General features: G+C 35.0%; 19 protein-coding genes, 1 pseudogene and 1 riboswitch. Of the genes and pseudogenes, 16 read left to right on the top strand and 4 right to left on the bottom strand.

All coding sequences use genetic code 11. The features are described from left to right. Positions 1-109 precede the first annotated feature (109 nt). The 4 genes from SM124_RS14710 (at position 110) to SM124_RS14695 (ending at position 2,568) form a co-directional block, all read left to right on the top strand. A complete protein-coding gene (locus SM124_RS14710; RefSeq protein WP_322447265.1) occupies positions 110-304 on the top strand; it encodes a hypothetical protein in 195 nt (64 codons plus the stop codon). A 41-nt stretch (positions 305-345) separates the two neighbouring features. After that, complete coding sequence (locus SM124_RS14705; RefSeq protein WP_322447264.1) at positions 346-1,110, top strand: Nif3-like dinuclear metal center hexameric protein; 765 nt, start codon at positions 346-348, stop codon at positions 1,108-1,110. 28 nt (positions 1,111-1,138) lie between these two features. After that, positions 1,139-1,735, top strand: a complete 597-nt coding sequence (locus SM124_RS14700; protein WP_322447263.1) for a protein kinase — start codon at positions 1,139-1,141, stop codon at positions 1,733-1,735. Between the two features lie 155 nt (positions 1,736-1,890). Further along, positions 1,891-2,568, top strand: coding sequence for a hypothetical protein (locus tag SM124_RS14695; protein WP_322447262.1), 678 nt, complete (start codon positions 1,891-1,893; stop codon positions 2,566-2,568). Positions 2,569-2,703: 135 nt separating this feature from the next. Here SM124_RS14695 and SM124_RS14690 read toward each other — a convergent pair. Continuing rightward, positions 2,704-4,300: pseudogene (locus tag SM124_RS14690) on the bottom strand (multicopper oxidase family protein). A gap of 422 nt (positions 4,301-4,722) precedes the next feature. Then, the gene (locus SM124_RS14685) at positions 4,723-5,727 is read right to left on the bottom strand and encodes a DUF3231 family protein (RefSeq protein WP_322447261.1); all 1,005 of its coding nucleotides are present in this window, start codon (positions 5,725-5,727) and stop codon (positions 4,723-4,725) included. A 352-nt stretch (positions 5,728-6,079) separates the two neighbouring features. Between SM124_RS14685 and SM124_RS14680 the strand changes: the two genes are divergently transcribed. Further along, positions 6,080-6,580 (top strand): RNA polymerase sigma factor, encoded by a 501-nt coding sequence (locus SM124_RS14680; protein WP_322447260.1) that lies wholly within the window; start codon positions 6,080-6,082, stop codon positions 6,578-6,580. Further along, entirely contained in the window at positions 6,570-7,526 is a 957-nt protein-coding gene (locus tag SM124_RS14675; RefSeq protein ID WP_322447259.1) for an anti sigma factor C-terminal domain-containing protein, read from the top strand. The genes SM124_RS14680 and SM124_RS14675 overlap by 11 nt, the downstream gene beginning before the upstream one ends. A 142-nt stretch (positions 7,527-7,668) precedes the next feature. Here the strand turns inward: SM124_RS14675 and SM124_RS14670 are convergent, their stop codons facing one another. After that, entirely contained in the window at positions 7,669-7,974 is a 306-nt protein-coding gene (locus SM124_RS14670) for an ArsR/SmtB family transcription factor (RefSeq protein WP_322447258.1), read from the bottom strand. A 28-nt stretch (positions 7,975-8,002) separates the two neighbouring features. Further along, positions 8,003-8,764: an SDR family NAD(P)-dependent oxidoreductase gene (locus SM124_RS14665; protein WP_322447273.1), complete on the bottom strand. Its 762-nt coding sequence runs from the start codon at positions 8,762-8,764 to the stop codon at positions 8,003-8,005. A 419-nt stretch (positions 8,765-9,183) separates the two neighbouring features. Between SM124_RS14665 and SM124_RS14660 the strand changes: the two genes are divergently transcribed. The 10 genes from SM124_RS14660 to SM124_RS14615 all read left to right on the top strand — a co-directional run bounded on the left by SM124_RS14660 (position 9,184) and on the right by SM124_RS14615 (position 17,733). Continuing rightward, positions 9,184-10,137 (top strand): NAD(P)-dependent alcohol dehydrogenase, encoded by a 954-nt coding sequence (locus SM124_RS14660; protein ID WP_322447257.1) that lies wholly within the window; start codon positions 9,184-9,186, stop codon positions 10,135-10,137. A 647-nt stretch (positions 10,138-10,784) separates the two neighbouring features. Next, on the top strand, positions 10,785-11,087 hold the full coding sequence (locus SM124_RS14655) for a hypothetical protein (RefSeq protein WP_322447256.1): 303 nt from the start codon (positions 10,785-10,787) through the stop codon (positions 11,085-11,087). Between the two features lie 134 nt (positions 11,088-11,221). Next, positions 11,222-11,368 carry a hypothetical protein gene (locus SM124_RS14650; protein ID WP_322447255.1) on the top strand — a complete coding sequence of 49 codons (147 nt, stop codon included), beginning with the start codon at positions 11,222-11,224 and terminating at the stop codon, positions 11,366-11,368. 108 nt (positions 11,369-11,476) lie between these two features. Beyond that, positions 11,477-11,827: a DUF2200 domain-containing protein gene (locus SM124_RS14645; RefSeq protein WP_322447254.1), complete on the top strand. Its 351-nt coding sequence runs from the start codon at positions 11,477-11,479 to the stop codon at positions 11,825-11,827. 159 nt (positions 11,828-11,986) lie between these two features. Next, positions 11,987-12,163, top strand: a riboswitch (cobalamin riboswitch). A 176-nt stretch (positions 12,164-12,339) separates the two neighbouring features. Beyond that, a complete protein-coding gene (locus SM124_RS14640; RefSeq protein WP_322447253.1) occupies positions 12,340-12,819 on the top strand; it encodes an acyl-CoA thioesterase in 480 nt (159 codons plus the stop codon). Between the two features lie 4 nt (positions 12,820-12,823). Continuing rightward, a complete protein-coding gene (locus SM124_RS14635; protein ID WP_322447252.1) occupies positions 12,824-15,097 on the top strand; it encodes a ribonucleoside-diphosphate reductase subunit alpha in 2,274 nt (757 codons plus the stop codon). 16 nt (positions 15,098-15,113) lie between these two features. Further along, positions 15,114-16,163 carry a ribonucleotide-diphosphate reductase subunit beta gene (locus tag SM124_RS14630; protein ID WP_322447251.1) on the top strand — a complete coding sequence of 350 codons (1,050 nt, stop codon included), beginning with the start codon at positions 15,114-15,116 and terminating at the stop codon, positions 16,161-16,163. Next, positions 16,144-16,605, top strand: coding sequence for a flavodoxin domain-containing protein (locus tag SM124_RS14625; RefSeq protein ID WP_322447250.1), 462 nt, complete (start codon positions 16,144-16,146; stop codon positions 16,603-16,605). Before SM124_RS14630 ends, SM124_RS14625 begins: the two co-directional genes overlap by 20 nt. A gap of 129 nt (positions 16,606-16,734) precedes the next feature. Beyond that, positions 16,735-17,100, top strand: coding sequence for a DUF3231 family protein (locus tag SM124_RS14620; RefSeq protein WP_322447249.1), 366 nt, complete (start codon positions 16,735-16,737; stop codon positions 17,098-17,100). Between the two features lie 6 nt (positions 17,101-17,106). Continuing rightward, a complete protein-coding gene (locus SM124_RS14615) occupies positions 17,107-17,733 on the top strand; it encodes a DUF3231 family protein (RefSeq protein WP_322447248.1) in 627 nt (208 codons plus the stop codon). Positions 17,734-18,209: the final 476 nt, after the last annotated feature.

Below are 18,209 nucleotides of genomic sequence, written 5' to 3'. Positions count from 1 at the left end.
ATACATACGATTCTATAATTACCAGAGATTTCAAAAGAAATTAAATAACCTGAGTCCTTATATATACAGAACTCAGGCTGCTTAAATTTGCGTTTTTATCACTGTCTACTTGACAGGGGTCACTTCAAAACAAGTTGGTTATGTTAAAACCATTGATTTTATTGGTACGGATGGAGCCGATTATCGGTTTATCTTTTATCAAGTAACAAATGATACAGATGTATTAATTTCTCAATATAAGAAGGATGCTGAAGGAAACTGGGAATCCATCAGAATTGATCCTTTCAAATGTATACAAAACTAAGTTGATATTAACAAAACAAAGTAGAAGGCTGAGGGAAAGTGATGAACTTAGAACAATTCGAACAAATGATTCAACAACTTTTTCAAAAAGAGTTACTAGAAGTCCATGACGATGATTACGGTTTTACAAATAAGTCGAACGATTCGATTTCTACAATGGGGTATTCAACCAATCTATCTATTGAAACCATTGAAAGAGCGGTCGAGAACGATGTTGACTTAATGGTTACTCACCACGAAGCTTGGGACTTTATTTATGGATTAAGAGAGGAATGCCTTAAGAAACTAGAAGAATACAATATTAGTCATTTTTGGATACACGGGCCATTAGACTATATTGACTTTGGTACTTGTACTTCTCTTATGAATGTTGTTGGTATTGATCGAATTGTTAAATACTCAGATTTTGATAATGGTAGTGTACCTGGAGTTGGTGAATTTAGGGAACCTATTCATTTTAATGACCTTGTCAATAGAATGAGAGGCAAGTTAGAAGAACCCGTTAGATTTTGGAAAAATAACGAAAAACAGGTAAGAAGAGTAGGAGTTTTAACTGGTGCAGGACACTCTACTGACCATATTAAAATGGCCGTTAATGAAGGCTGTGATACCTATATTACGGGAGAAGCGACTTTATATACCATCCAATATGCTCAATTTACAGGAATTAACCTTTTAGTTGGTAGTCATACGTTCACAGAAATTTTTGGTGTGGAAAGTTTAGCAAATAAGATCCAAGAATTAGATCAGAGTATTAGAATTGTTAAGTTAAAGGAAAGCCATTTTGAGTTGAATGGGTCATTTTAGTTATTTAGAGGTGTGAGGTGGGGAAAAAATGCTGAATCAAATCATTCAAAATTGGAAGCCGTATTGTAAAGAGGATTATTTTGTAGGCATAGGTTCTACAAGAAAAGTATATCGAGTGTTGGATTATGTAATAAAAGTACATTTGTATCCAATTGGGTATAAACAATCACAAAATGAATTTGAAATTTATAATTCAATGGCAGATAAAGGATATGCCCCGTTACTCGCTCAGACATATTACGTTGATGAATATATATCTATACAAAGATACTGCCGCCCATTAGAACTAAAGAATAATCAATCGTATGAGATAAAAGTTGATGAACACCAACAGTTGCTTCCTCATTTGTTTGAAGAGGTATTAGAAATATTAGATAAAGACTATGACTGCTTTGACTTGAAAGACAGTAGTAATTTCGGATTAAACGCTGATGGTAAACTTGTTCTTACCGATTATGGTATGACAAAGAGTTTATATGAAACAGAGTGGGTTCCGTTAGCTGAAGAGGGGATTCTTCCGCAAATACACTTTGACTTTTGCGGCAGTTGTGGAATAAAGAAGGAACTCCGCATGTACGGAGACAACGACAAAGACAAACGTTGTTTTGACTGTGGTAAGGAATAGGTCAATCAGTAAGTTAAAAAGTTATTAACAATGCAACGTACACTAATGGATACGATGCTTCAAAACGAAGGGTCACTTTTCTATATTTACGAAACAATTTTTTAGAAAATTTCATCATTTAAATAAGTGGTTTATCTAAAGAGAGGAGGAGTTGTTTGCCAAGAATCATTCTATCTTTGATATTTCTGTTATTTACGGTGTTATTCATTTCTGCGTGTGCAGGAGACTATGGAAGACATTATGTAGATGATGAGATGATAGGAACTGTATGGGAAGTTAAGAAAGGTGAAAAGATTGTTGTTGATATCTCAGAATGGGAAACACGAAATAGCAAAGGTAACAAAAAAGATATAGCCTATCCTTATGCAGCTAATATAAAAGAAGAAACAGTTATTAACCATGAGGATGGAACAAAAGCATCGATTGAGGATATTAAAAAGGGGCAAAAAGTGTTAGTTAATCCACCAAGAGGGAATGACTTCGAAGGTTATCCAGAAGAAATAGTATTATTAGAGATGACCTATGAGGAAAAATATGCAAGGCTCCTATCACATATAGATGGATTAAATCTTGTTGTAATGTATGAAGACGAGGAGAAATTACCCTCTGAGTTGCAAGAACCAATCTACGAAAACATCACGAATATATTAAAAAACAAAGACCAGCGTGCAGTAGCAGCCTGGATGGAATATGATGAAGATTACGTGGTTGATTTTAAAGAAGAACTGGGCATTGAAAGATTTCCTGTAATGCTTGTTTTCAATAAAGAAGAACTTGTTTTTAAAACTTATTATGTTGATGACCTATACAATTTCTTTAATACCTTCAGATAATATACTAAAATTTTTTTTGCTGAGTAACGGGTTGGTATTTTTTTGAAATAGAAATCAGCTCCCCATGAGGTGACTGATTTCTATTTGGTTTTGTTCCAATTAGCTTTGTCGCAAAGGATCAGAACTAGTACTTTCTTAATCGTGGTTATCCTCTTCGCCGGCATGTGGTGGTTGAACTGGGTGTGAGTCATCAATGATTGTTATAGGTCTCATCATATCGTGATCTTCATGCTCAAGGAAATGACAATGCCAAATATAATGGCCTTTATGTTCTTTCCAGTGCATCATTATTTTTGTGACCATTCCAATTTCTGCTTTGACTGTATCCTTCCAGCCTCTTTCATATTCGTGAGGTGGAACCGGATCACCCGTAAACTCTAAAATGCCCTGATTCTGGTATAGTTGAACATTAAATGGTCTACGTTCAAGGATTTTAAATTGAATTAAGTGCACATGAATAGGATGTGGAACACCTGATGCGTTAATAAAGTTCCAAATTTCAATGCTATCTAAAGAAGGTTTTTCAGTTGCAGGGTCATGGTACATACAATTATTGAGGAGTAACATAGGTCTACCATATTCATCTATATCCACTGTTAAAGGTAAATTTCTAATCGTGTGAGCATGATGTTCATGCATTTCCATTTCTGCTCTTAACCGATCTGGTATTTCACTATGATCTTCGCCATCTAGTGGTAGATTTACTTTAAATTTCATAATGACACTAGTATGCTCCCCAGGAAAATCTGTGTCAGAGTTTATTAACGTAATTTCTTGTCCTGAAAGGTTTGTAAAATCAATAATAACATCGGTTCTTTCGGATGGTAATAGTTCTACTGAAGATATTGGATTGGAATTTGAAAGTAGGCCGCCATCTGTTCCTATTTGAACCATCGATTGATCATTAGATAGACTTAGGACATATCCTCTTCTATTAGAGGCATTTAGAATACGGAATCTGTATTTACGAGGCTCTACCTTTAAATAAGGCCATACCTTTCCGTTTACAACAATCGTATTACCTATAAATCCTGGTGTAATGGAGGGATGGACACTGACAGGAAAAGGGGGGGAATCAGGGTAGAATAATGAGCCGTCTTCATTAAATGAGCGATCCTGTATCATAAGAGGTATTTCATATTTACCACTAGGAAGATTTAGCCGTGCTTCAGAAAAATCACGAAGAAGATAGAACCCAGCAAGACCTGCATAAACATTTAATCTAGTAATCCCCATTGTATGGTCATGATACCAAAGGGTTGTACCAGGCTGGTGGTTCGTATACTCATGGACTTTTCTTCTAAACTTTGGCCCCGTGTATTTGTAATCTTGCGTGTACCATGCCTCAGGATGTCCATCACTCTCCCAATCAACATTTGCACCGTGAAGATGGACCACGCTTCTAACTTCCGGTGAATCAACAGCACCATGAAGCGTATGATCAATCGGTAAAAAATGCTTACTAGGTAGATTGTTAATATATTTTACATAAGTTGTTTGATCCTTTTTAGCTTCGATAGTAGGTCCAGGACTAATACCCTCATAACCCCAAATCGTTGTTTCTGGTAAAAAGTTTATGAAAACGATGCTTTGCTTCCTTCATTTCTAATTCATAATAACTACCATTGGGATAGGAAGGATTTGGAGTTGAACTAGCAACGGGAGGAATAACCAGTTCATCAACAAACTTTGGGATATTATTTGGGTCGGAAGGATTAATTCTAATTCCCAATAACTAACACACCTTTCTATTGATTTTGTTCAGCAAATACAATGTTTGCATCTATTAAATCTAGAAGGGGGAACAAATACTCATATATCATACAGACAGTTGTACTTGCTATATGATATAAGTATTCTTCTAGCGAGTGTTATGTATATGACAATAGTGGAAAAAATGTAATTTATTAGACTTAAATATAAGGAAACAGTCGAGGAGCTTTTGATACATAAAAGAATAAAGAAAGAATACTAGTGAGAGGATGTTAATCCAATAAGGGCCAATTATGGAGATAGTGATGTGAAATTGAATAAGGTAGATTGAAATAGTGTACCTAAGCTAAAGGGGGCATTACTTCAAGAAATGTAGGGTTGTTCTAGTTTAGAGAAGCATCTATCCTATGTGGCTAAATGCTTTCTCCTTAAACTGTTACATCACTTACCACGTGTAATGTTTTTTCGATTTGGGGCAAGAGGTGGTTGCTCCAACCATTTATATTTAACCATGATATTAAACCATTTCTTTGTTATTGCTAAATTTGTTAATATTATTTTTTCGTATTCATATGCAAGGTCTGTTCGCATAGCTGTTGCTAAACCCGCACCTTGGAATGTTTGCGCAGTTTGAAATAGAAACCCCAAATGGAACATCATCAACTTATCTGAAAAGGGACTGTCTGTTGAGTTTGTAATTTCTGTTTCCCAAGACATAGGTGCAGGTAAATTATCTTTTTGTAATATAGCTGCTAACGATTGAATTTGTTTATCAGCCACTTTACCTGAGTACTCTAAAAATTCTTTTGCCTCTGGTATCTGAGAAACTTGGCTAAATGAAATAGATAAAGCTTTAGACAAAATCGCTTTCTTCAAGTTCAAAGAAAGACTAATAATTTCTGTTGCGGCTATACGTCTATTGTTTCCAAAAAAACCATCAGTAAAATCTTTATCAATAATAAGCTCTTGATTTTCTTCTGGATAGAAATATGGATCTCTTTGAAAGTGTCCCAATTCTAAAAGTAATTCTGTACTTTTATGATAAAGTTCCTTAGCGTCATTATCACATGAATCATAAAAATGTCTTAAATCCTTGTTTACTGACGAGGATAAAGCTGTTACATGACCGATTAAACCATGTAAGGTCATTATGTGTATATAGTGTAAGCAAAAAATATCAGTGAATAGTCTTTTTGCGTCCTTTCTTAAATCCGAATCATTAAAGCCATTTGGAAGAGGAAATCCGTCTCTTTTAATAAAAGAAACAATCTGTTCTTTTTGCTGTGCAAATATCTGGATCGCTTCTTCTAAAACTGCTTTTATTTTCTCATTCTCAACTATGGATACCATATATCTATTAACAGTATCTATCGCAGTCCCATTAACATAAGCTCCCCACAGAGTACCAATTTCCGCTGAGGTAAATTTTATATCCTCTTTATCCAAAGCGGTTCACCTCCTATACTTTTCATATTTTTTATTATGCGAAATTATTTATTGGATATTCTTCAATTCACAAGCCGACTTTTCCAAGGAGTACCATGAACCTCTTATTAGTTTCGAAACTTTAAGGAGGAGAAATCCTTTTTATTTAACTAACGATTTAGTATAGTTGGAAAGAAGGACATAATATTATATTTGATAAAGATATAATTAACAGCTAATAAAAATTAGGCTTTGCTTCAAATAGGAAGTAAAGCTTTTTTAATGAATTAAATTTTTAGGAAAAAATGATTCATATTTTTGTATACATAATCAAGTTTCATTCGTTTTAGTAGTTGTGAAAGGAGATGAAACAATGAGTAAGCCCTCAAATGAAGAGATAACTAGATTATCTAATGATATATATCAAAAACTTTGCTCGATGGGGGCTAATCCAGAAGATGCAAAAGATATTGTTCAAGAATCCTTATATCGTGCATTTTTGAATATTGATGGTATTCACTCTAAGGCTTTTAAGTCATGGATATACAAGGTTTCAATTAATCAATATTACGACCTTTGTAGAAAAAACGGCAGTCGAACCATGATTGAGTTTGATGAATTTCTACTGGATTCAGAGGAAAACCACGTGGAAGAAAGCGTGATAAAACTAGAAGAGAAAAATGAGTATGAGCAGGTGTTACACCAATTAAAACCACTTGAACGGCAATTAATAAAAATGAAGTATGAGGATGAATTTTCATATAAAGAAATTTCAGAACACCTCAATCTAAAAGAAAGTAATGTTAAGACCTATTTATATCGCACTAGGAAGAAACTTACCAGTTTTTTTGGGGGGAATCATAATGAGAAATGACGCATTTCAATCTAATGATATTGAAGGGATTGTTAAAAAGGCAAAAAGAAAAAGTGTGATCCGAAATATAATGGTTTCAACGATTTCACTATTTTTTATAGGCGCCCTTTCGCTATTTATTAATGGTATGATTGTCAATCATGCCCACGAAAAAGCAGTTGAGGCTAATAGATTACTATTTGAAATTTCGGAACCTAATATCCATATAGGGGGCGGGACCTTTGATTATGGAATCCTATCGGGAACCTATACCTACAATAAATATAAGTTAATAGAAGATCGAGTAGTCCCTTGGGGGAATGACTTTCGAGAGTTTAATGCATTAGGACATAATGAAAACTCATCAGCTTTATCGGTTTATGATGAGGTTACCGTTGGTGAAACAGAGGGAAATGTTCGGTATTATAACACGATAAATGGACAAAGAACGATGCAGTTTTATCATCCGTGGTTTGAATATGAAAACATTTATAACGATTTAGACTTAATACAAAATGCCCCAGATGATGCGGTAATGGAAGTGGCAATCTCATTTGACCAATCTTATACAGTTAAAGAAGTACAGGAATTTTTTAATTTAAAAAATAAGATTTCTTGGTATCGGGTTAATGATTATAACCTAAGAGCTATAGAGCAATTAAAAGGACTTCATAGTTCAGGTGACTCTGCATCCTATGTTTATGGATTTAGTGTTCAAACCATGAAAGGCGAAGGAAAAATGGAAACTCAAAATGAGGAGGATTTCCTGGCTACTTTAGCAAAACTAAAAGATACAGGAAATTATCGTTATTTAATTAACCCTCTTTTAGAAAATGTGAAACAAAACATGAAAGATGGGATTATTCTTGGCGTTGTAGTAACTGGAACAAAGGAAGAGTTACTAAAGATAAAACAAGACAAACATATTAGAGCCATATCATTAGGGGCTGTTGCCACAGAATATTAGAGTCACTTTGGATAAAGATGTTGATTTGAAAAAACAGGAAGTTGTTGGAGGAAAATGATGAAGAAAACATTCCATAACCTAGTTAGAGGAGTTTTAATAGAACTAAAAGAACAGACTCATATCAAGTCTGTTCTTTTATCTATTATAGGATACAGTCCTGCTCTACAATATCTATTAACTCTTTTAATTGGGACACACTGTTCTCTAACGTTAATGAATAGTAGCGCAACGTTCCTTGTTGTTCAATCTTCACTAGTTGGTTATCTCTTAATATTTTCAGATGGTGCGAAATGGCGGGTCGAGAAAGCGTAGATGCATCGGCAATCTCATTAACACTAAGACTTTCCCGTTCGGCTAATAGCAAGATAATATCCTGTCTAGCTGGATCACTCAATGCTGTAAACAATGGAATACAAGAACGAAAAACGTCAACTGCTTGTTTTGTCATTATTCAGACCTCATTTTATATGCATAGTCTAGTTCTCTGTCATCACAAGTTTAGCAACTTTAGCTGCCGTTCGTCTAGGCAAAAATTTAGCAACCAATGCTCCAACCTTATTTAGCCCCCCTGGTATAACCACTCTTTTTCCTTGCATCAAAGAAACATACCCTATTTTTGCTACTACTTCAGAAGACATGGCATTGCTAAACATTTTTGTGTTTTCAACTTTTGCAACGGAGCTAAAGTTTGTCTTCGTTGCACCTGGGCAAAGAGTGGTTACCGTAATGGCAACTTCTCTTAACTCTTCTGCTAATGCTTCAGAAAAGGATAGAACAAATGCTTTTGTTGCGTAATATACGGCCATATTCGGTCCTGGTTGGAATGCAGCTGTACTAGCAATATTCAATATTTTTCCAGAAGTTTTCTTCAAATCGGGAAGCAAATGATAGGTTAACTCGGTTAAAGAAGAAATATTAAGTTGTATCATATTTAATTGCTCCTCAATACTTAGATCCTCAAAGGCCCCTAACAGCCCGAATCCAGCATTATTAACCAAGACATCCACTGTAATCTTTTGTGTTCTTATTACATCAACTACTTCCTTGATCCCATTAGGCTTGCTTAAATCCTTTGAAATAACAGTAACAGTAATATTTGGATAAGTTCTTTTTAATTCTTGAAGTTTTTCTTCATTTCGAGCGATTACCACTAGGTTATACCCATCATTAGCAAATAATTTAACAAATTCTAAACCTAAACCACTAGATGCTCCTGTTACAACAGCTGTTTTTTTTATATAAAAAACCTACCTTTATGTTTATATATTTTATAAAACGATTAAATGTTTAAATGTTTAAATGTTTAAACATATAATATAAACATACTGATCAATTGTCAATTATTTTAATTATTGAGTGAAGAGGGTTCGTTTATACAAAAGCTAGTTGTTTCTTTTACTTAGTGGTTGAAAGAGAAATTTTCTAGGAGGGAGATGATCTTTTTAATTGAATTCTTCCCCGTAAATATTTTATATTTTCAGAGCGGTATAAAAGCTAATAAGAAGAATATATAAAATTAAACATATTATCATCTAGTGACTAGTATTAGATTAAATACAACTACATAATTCCTAGCTGTTTGTTTAGATGCGCTTCACCTTTTTCTATAGGTAGTTTTTCTATACAAAGAAAATAGATTGTTTACGGAGGTATGCGGGTGAAAGCAGCAGTTTATCGTACTTATGGTCCCCCTGAAGTTATGGGTATAAAGGAAGTCGAACAGCCCTCCATCATAGAACAAGATAGGGTGTTGATTCGTGTACACAGTGCATCCGTCAATACATTAGACTATTTGTATCGAAAGGGCTATTTACCAACAAGGGTGGGTAATGGACTAACAAAACCCAAAAATTCCATACTAGGCATTGATGTTGCGGGTACTATTGAGGCTGTCGGTGAAAATGTTCGTAAATTTAAGGTGGGTGATCACGTTTTTGGTAGTTGCTTCGGATCTCATTCTGAATATGTGTCTCCACGTGAGAATTTCTTAAGTCATATGCCGAAAAACTTAACTTTTGAGGAGGCAGCCGCTATACCGTGTGCTGCTCAAACGGCGTTACAAGCATTGAGAGATGTTGCAAAGGTAAAAGAAGGACAAAAAGTCTTAATATACGGGGCATCTGGTGGAGTAGGGCATTTTGCTGTTCAACTTGCCAATTATTTTGGGGCTGAGGTAACGGCTGTTTGTAGTACATCCAATCTTGGTTGGGTTAAGAAGCTTGGGGCACATGATGTGATTGATTATACGAAGGAAGACTTCACGGATAATGGAAATAAGTACGATATCATTCTGGATGCCGTTGGTAAGCGAACCTTTTTCAGTTGTTTAAACTCTCTAAGTGAGAAAGGAGTTTATATTACCGAACACTTATTTTACCCTAAATACCACCCAGCTCAATTGTTGATAGGTTCATTAATTAAGCGCAAAAAAGCAAAGATCCATTTTACGGAGCCAAACGATGGAGATTTGGATTTCTTAAGTGGTCTTGTAGAGGAAGAAAAATTAAAACCTGTTATTGAGAAATGTTTTCCTTTGGAACAGATTGTTGAGGCACACCGACACATAGAAAGCGGACGTACAAAGGGGAAGATTGTTATTAGAGTTCAATAGGGTATTTGTATTTATTAGGTGACGGATTGATGGAGTGATATCCTCTTGAATGAACAGGTCATTTTAGTAAATTGGTTTGTGAATACAAGTAGCATGAGTTGCGGGTCAAATGTTGATCTGCAACTTTTTTTCTTATTCGACTAACAAACCAGTTTGGTTCATTCAGGGTTGTATTATTATGGTAGAATTTATTTTAGGAGCGGTACTTTGTTTTAACGCTTAAGTAAGGTAGGGAGTGAGAAAGAGTTGATTAAAGATTAATAAATGGATTCGCATAATCTTAGCAAGTGTGTTGTTATTCATATATATAATTTATTTATTTCAATTTGATCTTCAAGAGATTTACTTACTTCCTTTAACGATAATTAGTATTTTGGGAATTGTCATTGCATTAATAGTCACTTATTTTACAAGTAAATGGGTACAGTTCATTTTTAATATTTTACCAATGTTTTTCCTAACGTTATATACACTTGCTTATTCCATTACAGGAATGATTAGATACTCGAATTTAATTATAATCGTATTGATAATCACTTATATAATCCGTATTGTTATAGTAGGATGGACTAAAGAGAATAAGTCAATTTAAACTAAATACAACGAGCAGAAGGTTTAAAACTATTTTCAATAGGGGGGTTTTTGATTTGAGGGTATTACTAGAGCTGGCTCGTATTATTTTGATATTTTTATTTCTTGGTAGTATTTTAGCCTATGTATTGGGAACGTTATACTCAGAATTTGATATAAATATGGAGCAATATGGATGGACTGCTAGTCTTGGGATTTATTTATTCCTTTTTGTGCTTTACAGAAATCGATGGCAGTTTTCTGGTTGGTATAAAGGTAAAGGAAAGGAAAAACTCCCTAAAAAACTTTCTAGAATGCTAAACATTTGTTCCGTAGTATTAATTCTTTCTCCACCAATATTAAATAGCATACTTAAATAGTGGGTACTTTATTGGTTTATAGGCGCTGTTTAATTTAAGAGACATTGTTAATGTGAGACCTTGCGTTTTGATTTTTTCCAAGGAAAACAATGTTATTATTGATTTACATATTAGAGGTGGGGGAGGGTTCATTAGTGGTCAGGTTTGTTGATGACTTAGCAGGAGCTATCTATGATATTATTAAATTTATCATACAATCTGTAGGTTATTTACTTGCAGGGGGTATTATTGTTGCCATTCCTATGTATTTAATCGTTTGGTTGTTCGGTTTGTTTCAGTAATTATACTCAAAAGGAAAACGAGAATAAAGCTAATCATTAATTGCCACTCATTGAACTTCACCATAATTCTAACTATAATACAGAAAAGTATATTAAGGAGAATAGATCATGTCCAAACATAAGATATATACGATGAGTTTCGCAAGTGTCTATCCCCACTATATTACAAAGGCGGAGAAAAAAGGACGTACGAAAATAGAAGTGGATGAAATCATCCGTTGGTTGACAGGATATAGCCAGGAAGAGTTAGAAACGCTATTGGAAAAAAAGACAGACTTTGAGACTTTCTTTGCGGAAGCTCCCGAACTCAATCCTTCGCGTGTTTTGATTAAAGGAGTCATTTGCGGTGTCCGAATAGAAGACATTGAAGAGGCTACTATGCGAGAAATTCGCTATTTGGATAAGCTGATTGACGAGTTAGCAAAAGGAAAAGCGATGGAGAAGATATTGCGGAAATGATAATTTTAAACGATGATTTAAAATGTAAAATTCGGGAAGAATCTCTTGCTCAGCCATTTTCTAATGGTTGGGCATAAAATATTTGCTGTTGCCAAATGAGGAAATCTATACTAGACTATCAATATATTGTATTGTATTTTTAAAGACAACTACATATTGTGTATTGCCAGTAAAAATGGTGTTATTAATACTTAATAGGGAATCTGGTCAAAATCCAGAACTGTCCCCGCAACTGTAAATGCTGACGAAATAAGTACATCCACTGTCATATGATGGGAAGGACTTATAGTAGGGTGAAGCATAAGTCAGGAGACCTGCCATTTTTATATCGTATTATCTTCTTCGGGAGTTGGGAAGGTAGAATGAGGGTGTATTAATGGTGGGCAAATGAAACGACTGTTTTTTCCTACGTTAATATAATCATGTAATTCTACTGATAAATCCATTACTCAAGAAGTAATGGATTTTTTGTGTTTCAAATAAATGTTAAATAGTAGGAAAGAAGGAATGTTATGAACAAATTATCAACGAATGTCTCACGAACCATTCAAACAAAGCTGGTATTACCCCCTGATACCAATCACATGGGAACGATTTTTGGAGGGACGGTTTTATCTTATATAGATGAAATAGCTGCCATAGCAGCCATGAAACATAGCAAAAAAGTAGTTGTAACAGCTTCTATCGATACGGTCAATTTTCTAAGTTCTGCAAAAGTAGGAGATATTTTAACTCTAGAAGGTTTTGTCATCTCTACAGGGAGAACTTCTATGGAGGTTTTTGTAAAAGTAGAGTGTGAAAAATATGAATCGGGTGAAAGAACATTAACGACTACTTCCATTTTGACCATGGTCGCTATAAATGAAGAGGGGAAGCCAGTGCCTGTACCAGGAGTTGAACCGGAAACGGAAGAAGAAAAAAAGTTCTTGTTACATGCGAAACAAAGAAGAGAGAGAAGACTGAAAATAGCCAATCCAGTAGAGGAGTTTTAAATAGATGAAAACACAAATGTTGAATCAGATTGAAACAATCATTCAAGAGGTCACTCAAATTTATCATTTAGACACTAGTAACTTATTAAAAAGAATTTCAGGTTTAGATGAAGAAAGTCAAAGAGAAGAAGCGCTTCATTTTGCCTTAAACAAAGTGTCTATAGATGAACCCAATTGGACATTTTTAGCTGCACAAATGTACTTATATAAATTGTACCAAGATGTGGCTAGAGTAAGGGGATATGATGTGAATCAGAAGTATGGTTCCTTTTATTTACTAATCAGTCAATTAGTAGAGTTAGGAATTTATAATGAAGATTTACTGCACTCGTACTCAAAGGAAGAAATAGACGAATTAGGCAGCCTTATTGATCCTGAAAAAGACTATTTATTTCAATATATTGGACTATTTTTATTAGCAGATCGATATCTCGCGAAGGATTTTGATGGGAATATTTATGAATTACCACAAGAACGTTTTATGATTATTGCTATGTTCCTAATGAAGAATGAAGTGAAAGAAAAGCGGCTTTCCTATATTAAAGAGGCCTATTGGGCACTAAGTAATTTACATATGACGGTTGCCACACCTACTCTAGCCAATGCAGGAAAACGAGTGGGACAGCTTTCATCCTGTTTTATTGATACGGTAGATGACTCCCTAGACAGTATCTACTTGAATAACTGGGATGTTGCAAGACTTAGCAAGGATGGCGGCGGTTTAGGTGTGTATTATGGTAAGGTCCGTGCTCTAGGATCAGATATTAAAAAATATAAAGGCAATTCTTCTGGAATCGTACCTTGGATTCGTCAAATCAATAACACGGCTGTAAGTGTGGATCAATTAGGGCAACGACAAGGGGCCATCGCTGTTTATTTAGATGTTTTTCACAAGGATATCATGAACGGATTTTTAGACTTAAAAACCAATAATGGGGATGAGAGAAGAAAAGCACACGATATATTTACTGGTGTTGCAATACCTGATTTATTTATGGAAGCATTAGGAGAGACAGATGAATCTGGTAGAAGTATTGGCGAGTGGCATACGTTTTGCCCCTATGAAGTGAAACAAATCATGGGCTGGAAAGATGAAAATGGAAATTCACTGGGCTTGGAAGATTTTTATGATGAAAGTGATGAAAAATATTTCACTCAGAAGTATTGGGAAGCCGTTTCTCATCCTCTCCTTCCAGGAAAAACCTATCGAGCAATGGATATTATGGCACGAATCATGGTTTCCCAATTAGAAACAGGTACCCCTTATATGTTTTACCGTGATGAAGTAAACCGGAAGAATCCGAATAAACATGTGTTAGGTAAAGGACGTACCGCGATTTTCTGTAGTAACCTTTGTACAGAAATTACTCAAAATATGTCAGCAACCACCATTATAAAAGAATATCAGGATGAAGAGGGAAACATCGTAATCGTTCGTAAACCTGGGGACTTCGTTGTTTGTAATCTCTCATCTATTAACCTAGCAAGTGCATTTAGGGCCAATGTGTTACCAAGATTAATACCTATTCAAATGAGGATGCTTGATAATGTAATAGACTTGAACACTCTTTCGGTTGGACAAGCGGAGGCGACGAATAAAAAATATCGAGCGGTGGGTCTAGGTACCTTTGGTTGGCATCATCTATTAGCATTAGAGGGCATTCATTGGGAATCGGAAGAGGCTATTAAATTTGCTGATGAATTATACGAGGATATTGCCTTTTATACGATTCATTCGTCCATGGAACTGGCTAAGGAAAAGGGAGCATATCCATCCTTCAGAGGTTCCCAGTGGCAAACGGGTGAATATTTTGGGCAAAAGAACTATACGTCTGAACGCTGGGAGAAATTACAGAAGGACGTTTCTGAACACGGGGTTAGAAATGGTTGGATGATGGCGATTGCACCGAACTCATCTACAGCTAAGATCGGAGGTTCTACGGATGGAATTGATCCACTTTATGCGGTGGAATATGCAGAGGAGAAGAAGAATTTTAAATTTAAAGTTACGGCACCTGACCTAAACCATCATACTTACGATTATTACAGAAAAACGAGGCATTTTTTAGATCAGCATTGGAGCATCAAGCAAAATGCTGCCCGTCAAAGACATATTGACCAAGGAATTAGTTTTAATTTGTATGTTCGACATGATATCAAAGCTAAGGAACTATTAAGCTTACATCTAGTAGCTTGGAAACAGGGCTTAAAAACCACTTACTATGTTAGAAGTACGTCTCAGGGTGAACTAAATGAATGCGAAGCTTGTCATAGTTAATTAGGGGGAATCCAACATGCTTACTCAAAATGAACCGATAAAGAAAGTTAAATTATTAAACCCAGAGCATCCAAACAAATCAACAGGTATTATTAATGGAAAGTCCTCTGGTTTATTAAACTGGAATGATATTGCTTATCCACAAATGTATGATTTGTACCAAACTTTATTATCAAACTTCTGGATAGCCAAAGAAATTAATATGCAAGATGATATTAAACAATGGGGTCATCTAAGTGATGAGGAACAAAATGCCTTTTTAAAAATTAATACACAGCTAGCTTGTTTAGATAGCTTACAAACTCCCACCATGAGTCAAGTCATGGATTATGTAACGGATTCGAGTTTTAAAGCCATTTTTGCCGTCATCTCTCAACAGGAAGCCGTTCACAATGAATCCTATTCGTACATTTTAAGTTCATTGATTCCGTTACAAGAACAAAACGCTAGATTTAATGAAGCAAAGACGGACCCAATCATTATGAAAAGGAATCAACTAATATTAGATGCCTATGAACAATTCAGGGAAAATCCAACTCCACGAACCTTATTAGCTCTAGCGATAAACTCTATCAATTTAGAAGGAATCTATTTTTATGCGGGGTTTGCTTTTTTCTATCATTTAGCGAGGCAACAAAAAATGTTAAAAACCAGTACGATGATTAGCTATATTCAACGAGATGAAATGCAGCATGCTTATTTTATGTCCCAATTTATTCGAATTTTATTAACGGAAAATCCTTCTCTTCACACAAAAGAGAATATTGATTATATTTACCATTCCATTGAGCAAGCAACCCAGCTCGAAAAAGAATGGGCTGATCATATTTTCGAAAATATTAGTGGGATCGATTTGCCAGAGTTTAAAGGGTATTTGGAGTACCTAGCCAATAAGCGTCTTAGACAGCTTGGCCTTGAGAACCTTTACGAGGAAAGAAAGAATCCGATGCCTTGGATTCAAGTATTTAGTGATGAGATGATTAATGATACAAAGTCAGACTTTTTTGAACAAAAGTCTAGAACCTATACAAAGGTAACAGAATCCAATGGATTTGACGAGTTATAAAAAGAAGGTTGTTATTGTTTATGCTTCTGTTACAGGGAATACCGAAGAATTAGCCAACTATATTTATCACTCGTTTCAAATGCATCCTTTTGAAACGGTCATTTACAAGATTGAACAATTTCCCCTAAGTATCTTGAGTGATGTTGATGTAATGATCATTGGTACTTATACATGGGGGAACGGAGAGATCCCAAAGGAAATGCGCAAACTATACCGGGCATTAGAAGCCTTAAATAACAAATCACTGATAACAGCTGTCTTTGGGACTGGCGATAGTTTTTATCCCATTTATTGTGGAGCAGTTGATCAGTTTCGAGATATGTTATATGTACAGACAAATCTAGCAGCTACTTTAAAAGTGGAGTTAGTTCCTCAACAACAAGATTTCAAGCGGTGTAAAAGCTTAGTGGAAGTGATCTATAACAAGGTATTGTCGGAATAGAATTATCCATTTTTCGTAAATGGAAATGAAAAACAAATTTTAAATTGATAGTTAAATTTGAGAAAAACTTCTTATTAAGTATCTTTTTATGGGGATAATATCTACAGGAATATAACTGGAGGTATTATTATGGAAGCTCATCATATTCGTTTAACTTCATCTGAATTAGGTGGTTTGTGGGCAAATTATATAGCAGATTCTATGTTTGTATGCGTATATAAGTATTATTTAGCTAAAGTTGAAGATGAGGAAATCAAACAGATCTTAGAGCATGCCTTAGATTTATCTCAACAGCATGTACAAGTGGTTACAAAAATATTTAAGGAAGAAAAACATGCTATCCCTCTGGGGTTTACTGAAAACGATGTAAATGTAGATGCTCCAAGGCTATTTTCTGATGAATTCTTTTTAATCTATACTAAACATATGACGAAAGGGGCTTTAGTTACATACGGTGCCATTTTGCCACATACCTTTCGAAATGACATTAGGTAACACTTTATGTCTTGTATCTCTTCAACAATGGAATTATTTAATGAAACAACAGACCTACTTCTTAAAAAAGGAATAGAAGTTCGGTCTCCATATATTCCCTATCTCCAAGAAGTGGATATGGTTGAAAAACAACATTTTTTAGCGGGTTGGTGGGGTGAACAACGACCGCTGACAGCAGCAGAAATCACTCACTTGTTTTCTAATATTCAAACAAACCATATGGGTACAGCAGTTATAACTGGTTTCGCTCAAGTTGCGAAATCTAAGGATGTCCGAGATTATTTCAAAAGGGGAAAAGAAATTTCAAAAGAACAAATAGAAGTATTCAGTAAATCCTTACATGAAGATGACCTTCCTGCACCTGTAACCTGGGATGCACAAGTTCAGGACACAACGGAATCTCCTTTTTCCGATAAATTAATGTTGTTTCAAATATCCTTGATGACTGCTGCTGGTATGGGTAACTACGGAACGGCAATTTCTGCTAGTCCAAGACGTGATATAGCTGCTGTTTATGTTCGATTACAAGGTGAGATTGGACTCTACGCAGAGGACGGCTTAAATCTTTTAATTAAGCATGCGTGGTTGGAAAGACCACCTCATGCAGCTGATAGAGATCAGTTAATGAAATAAAAGACTTAGTTTAATCAGCATGGGATGGAAGAATAATCTATATCGATTAAGTCAGCAATGTTTTTTGCTGGCTTTTTGTTTGGGGTGGTAGATTGGGTAACTTAGAATAAATAAATTAGGCCAGATAAAATCCTGACCTAAAGAGGCTGTTTAATTGAGTAGTTATTTCTGCAATTGTTAACATTTATTTTAATTACTAACCCTAAGATAATGTAATACACAAAGGAGTAGATATATTTCCATCTTATATAATGAACCAAATTTAAAGCATGCTTAACGGTTCGCCAATAAAAGCATATGTAAAGCCATTATAACTAAAGCTATCATATATTTTTTCCATGAATTAAAGTATTGATATAAAAGCATATAAGCAATACCAACCATAAAAACATCAAAGGGTAAAGCTTTTGGTGTTAGTGGGATAAATTGGAAATTCGAACATTAGAATGTTTAGTTCCACAGAGGGTAAGTATGAC

This window comes from Robertmurraya mangrovi, assembly GCF_034427655.1.
Taxonomy (GTDB): Bacteria; Bacillota; Bacilli; order Bacillales; family Cytobacillaceae; genus Robertmurraya_A; species Robertmurraya_A mangrovi.
Note: the sequence above shows the minus strand (reverse complement) of the source record. Positions and strands in the feature narration are given on the sequence as shown.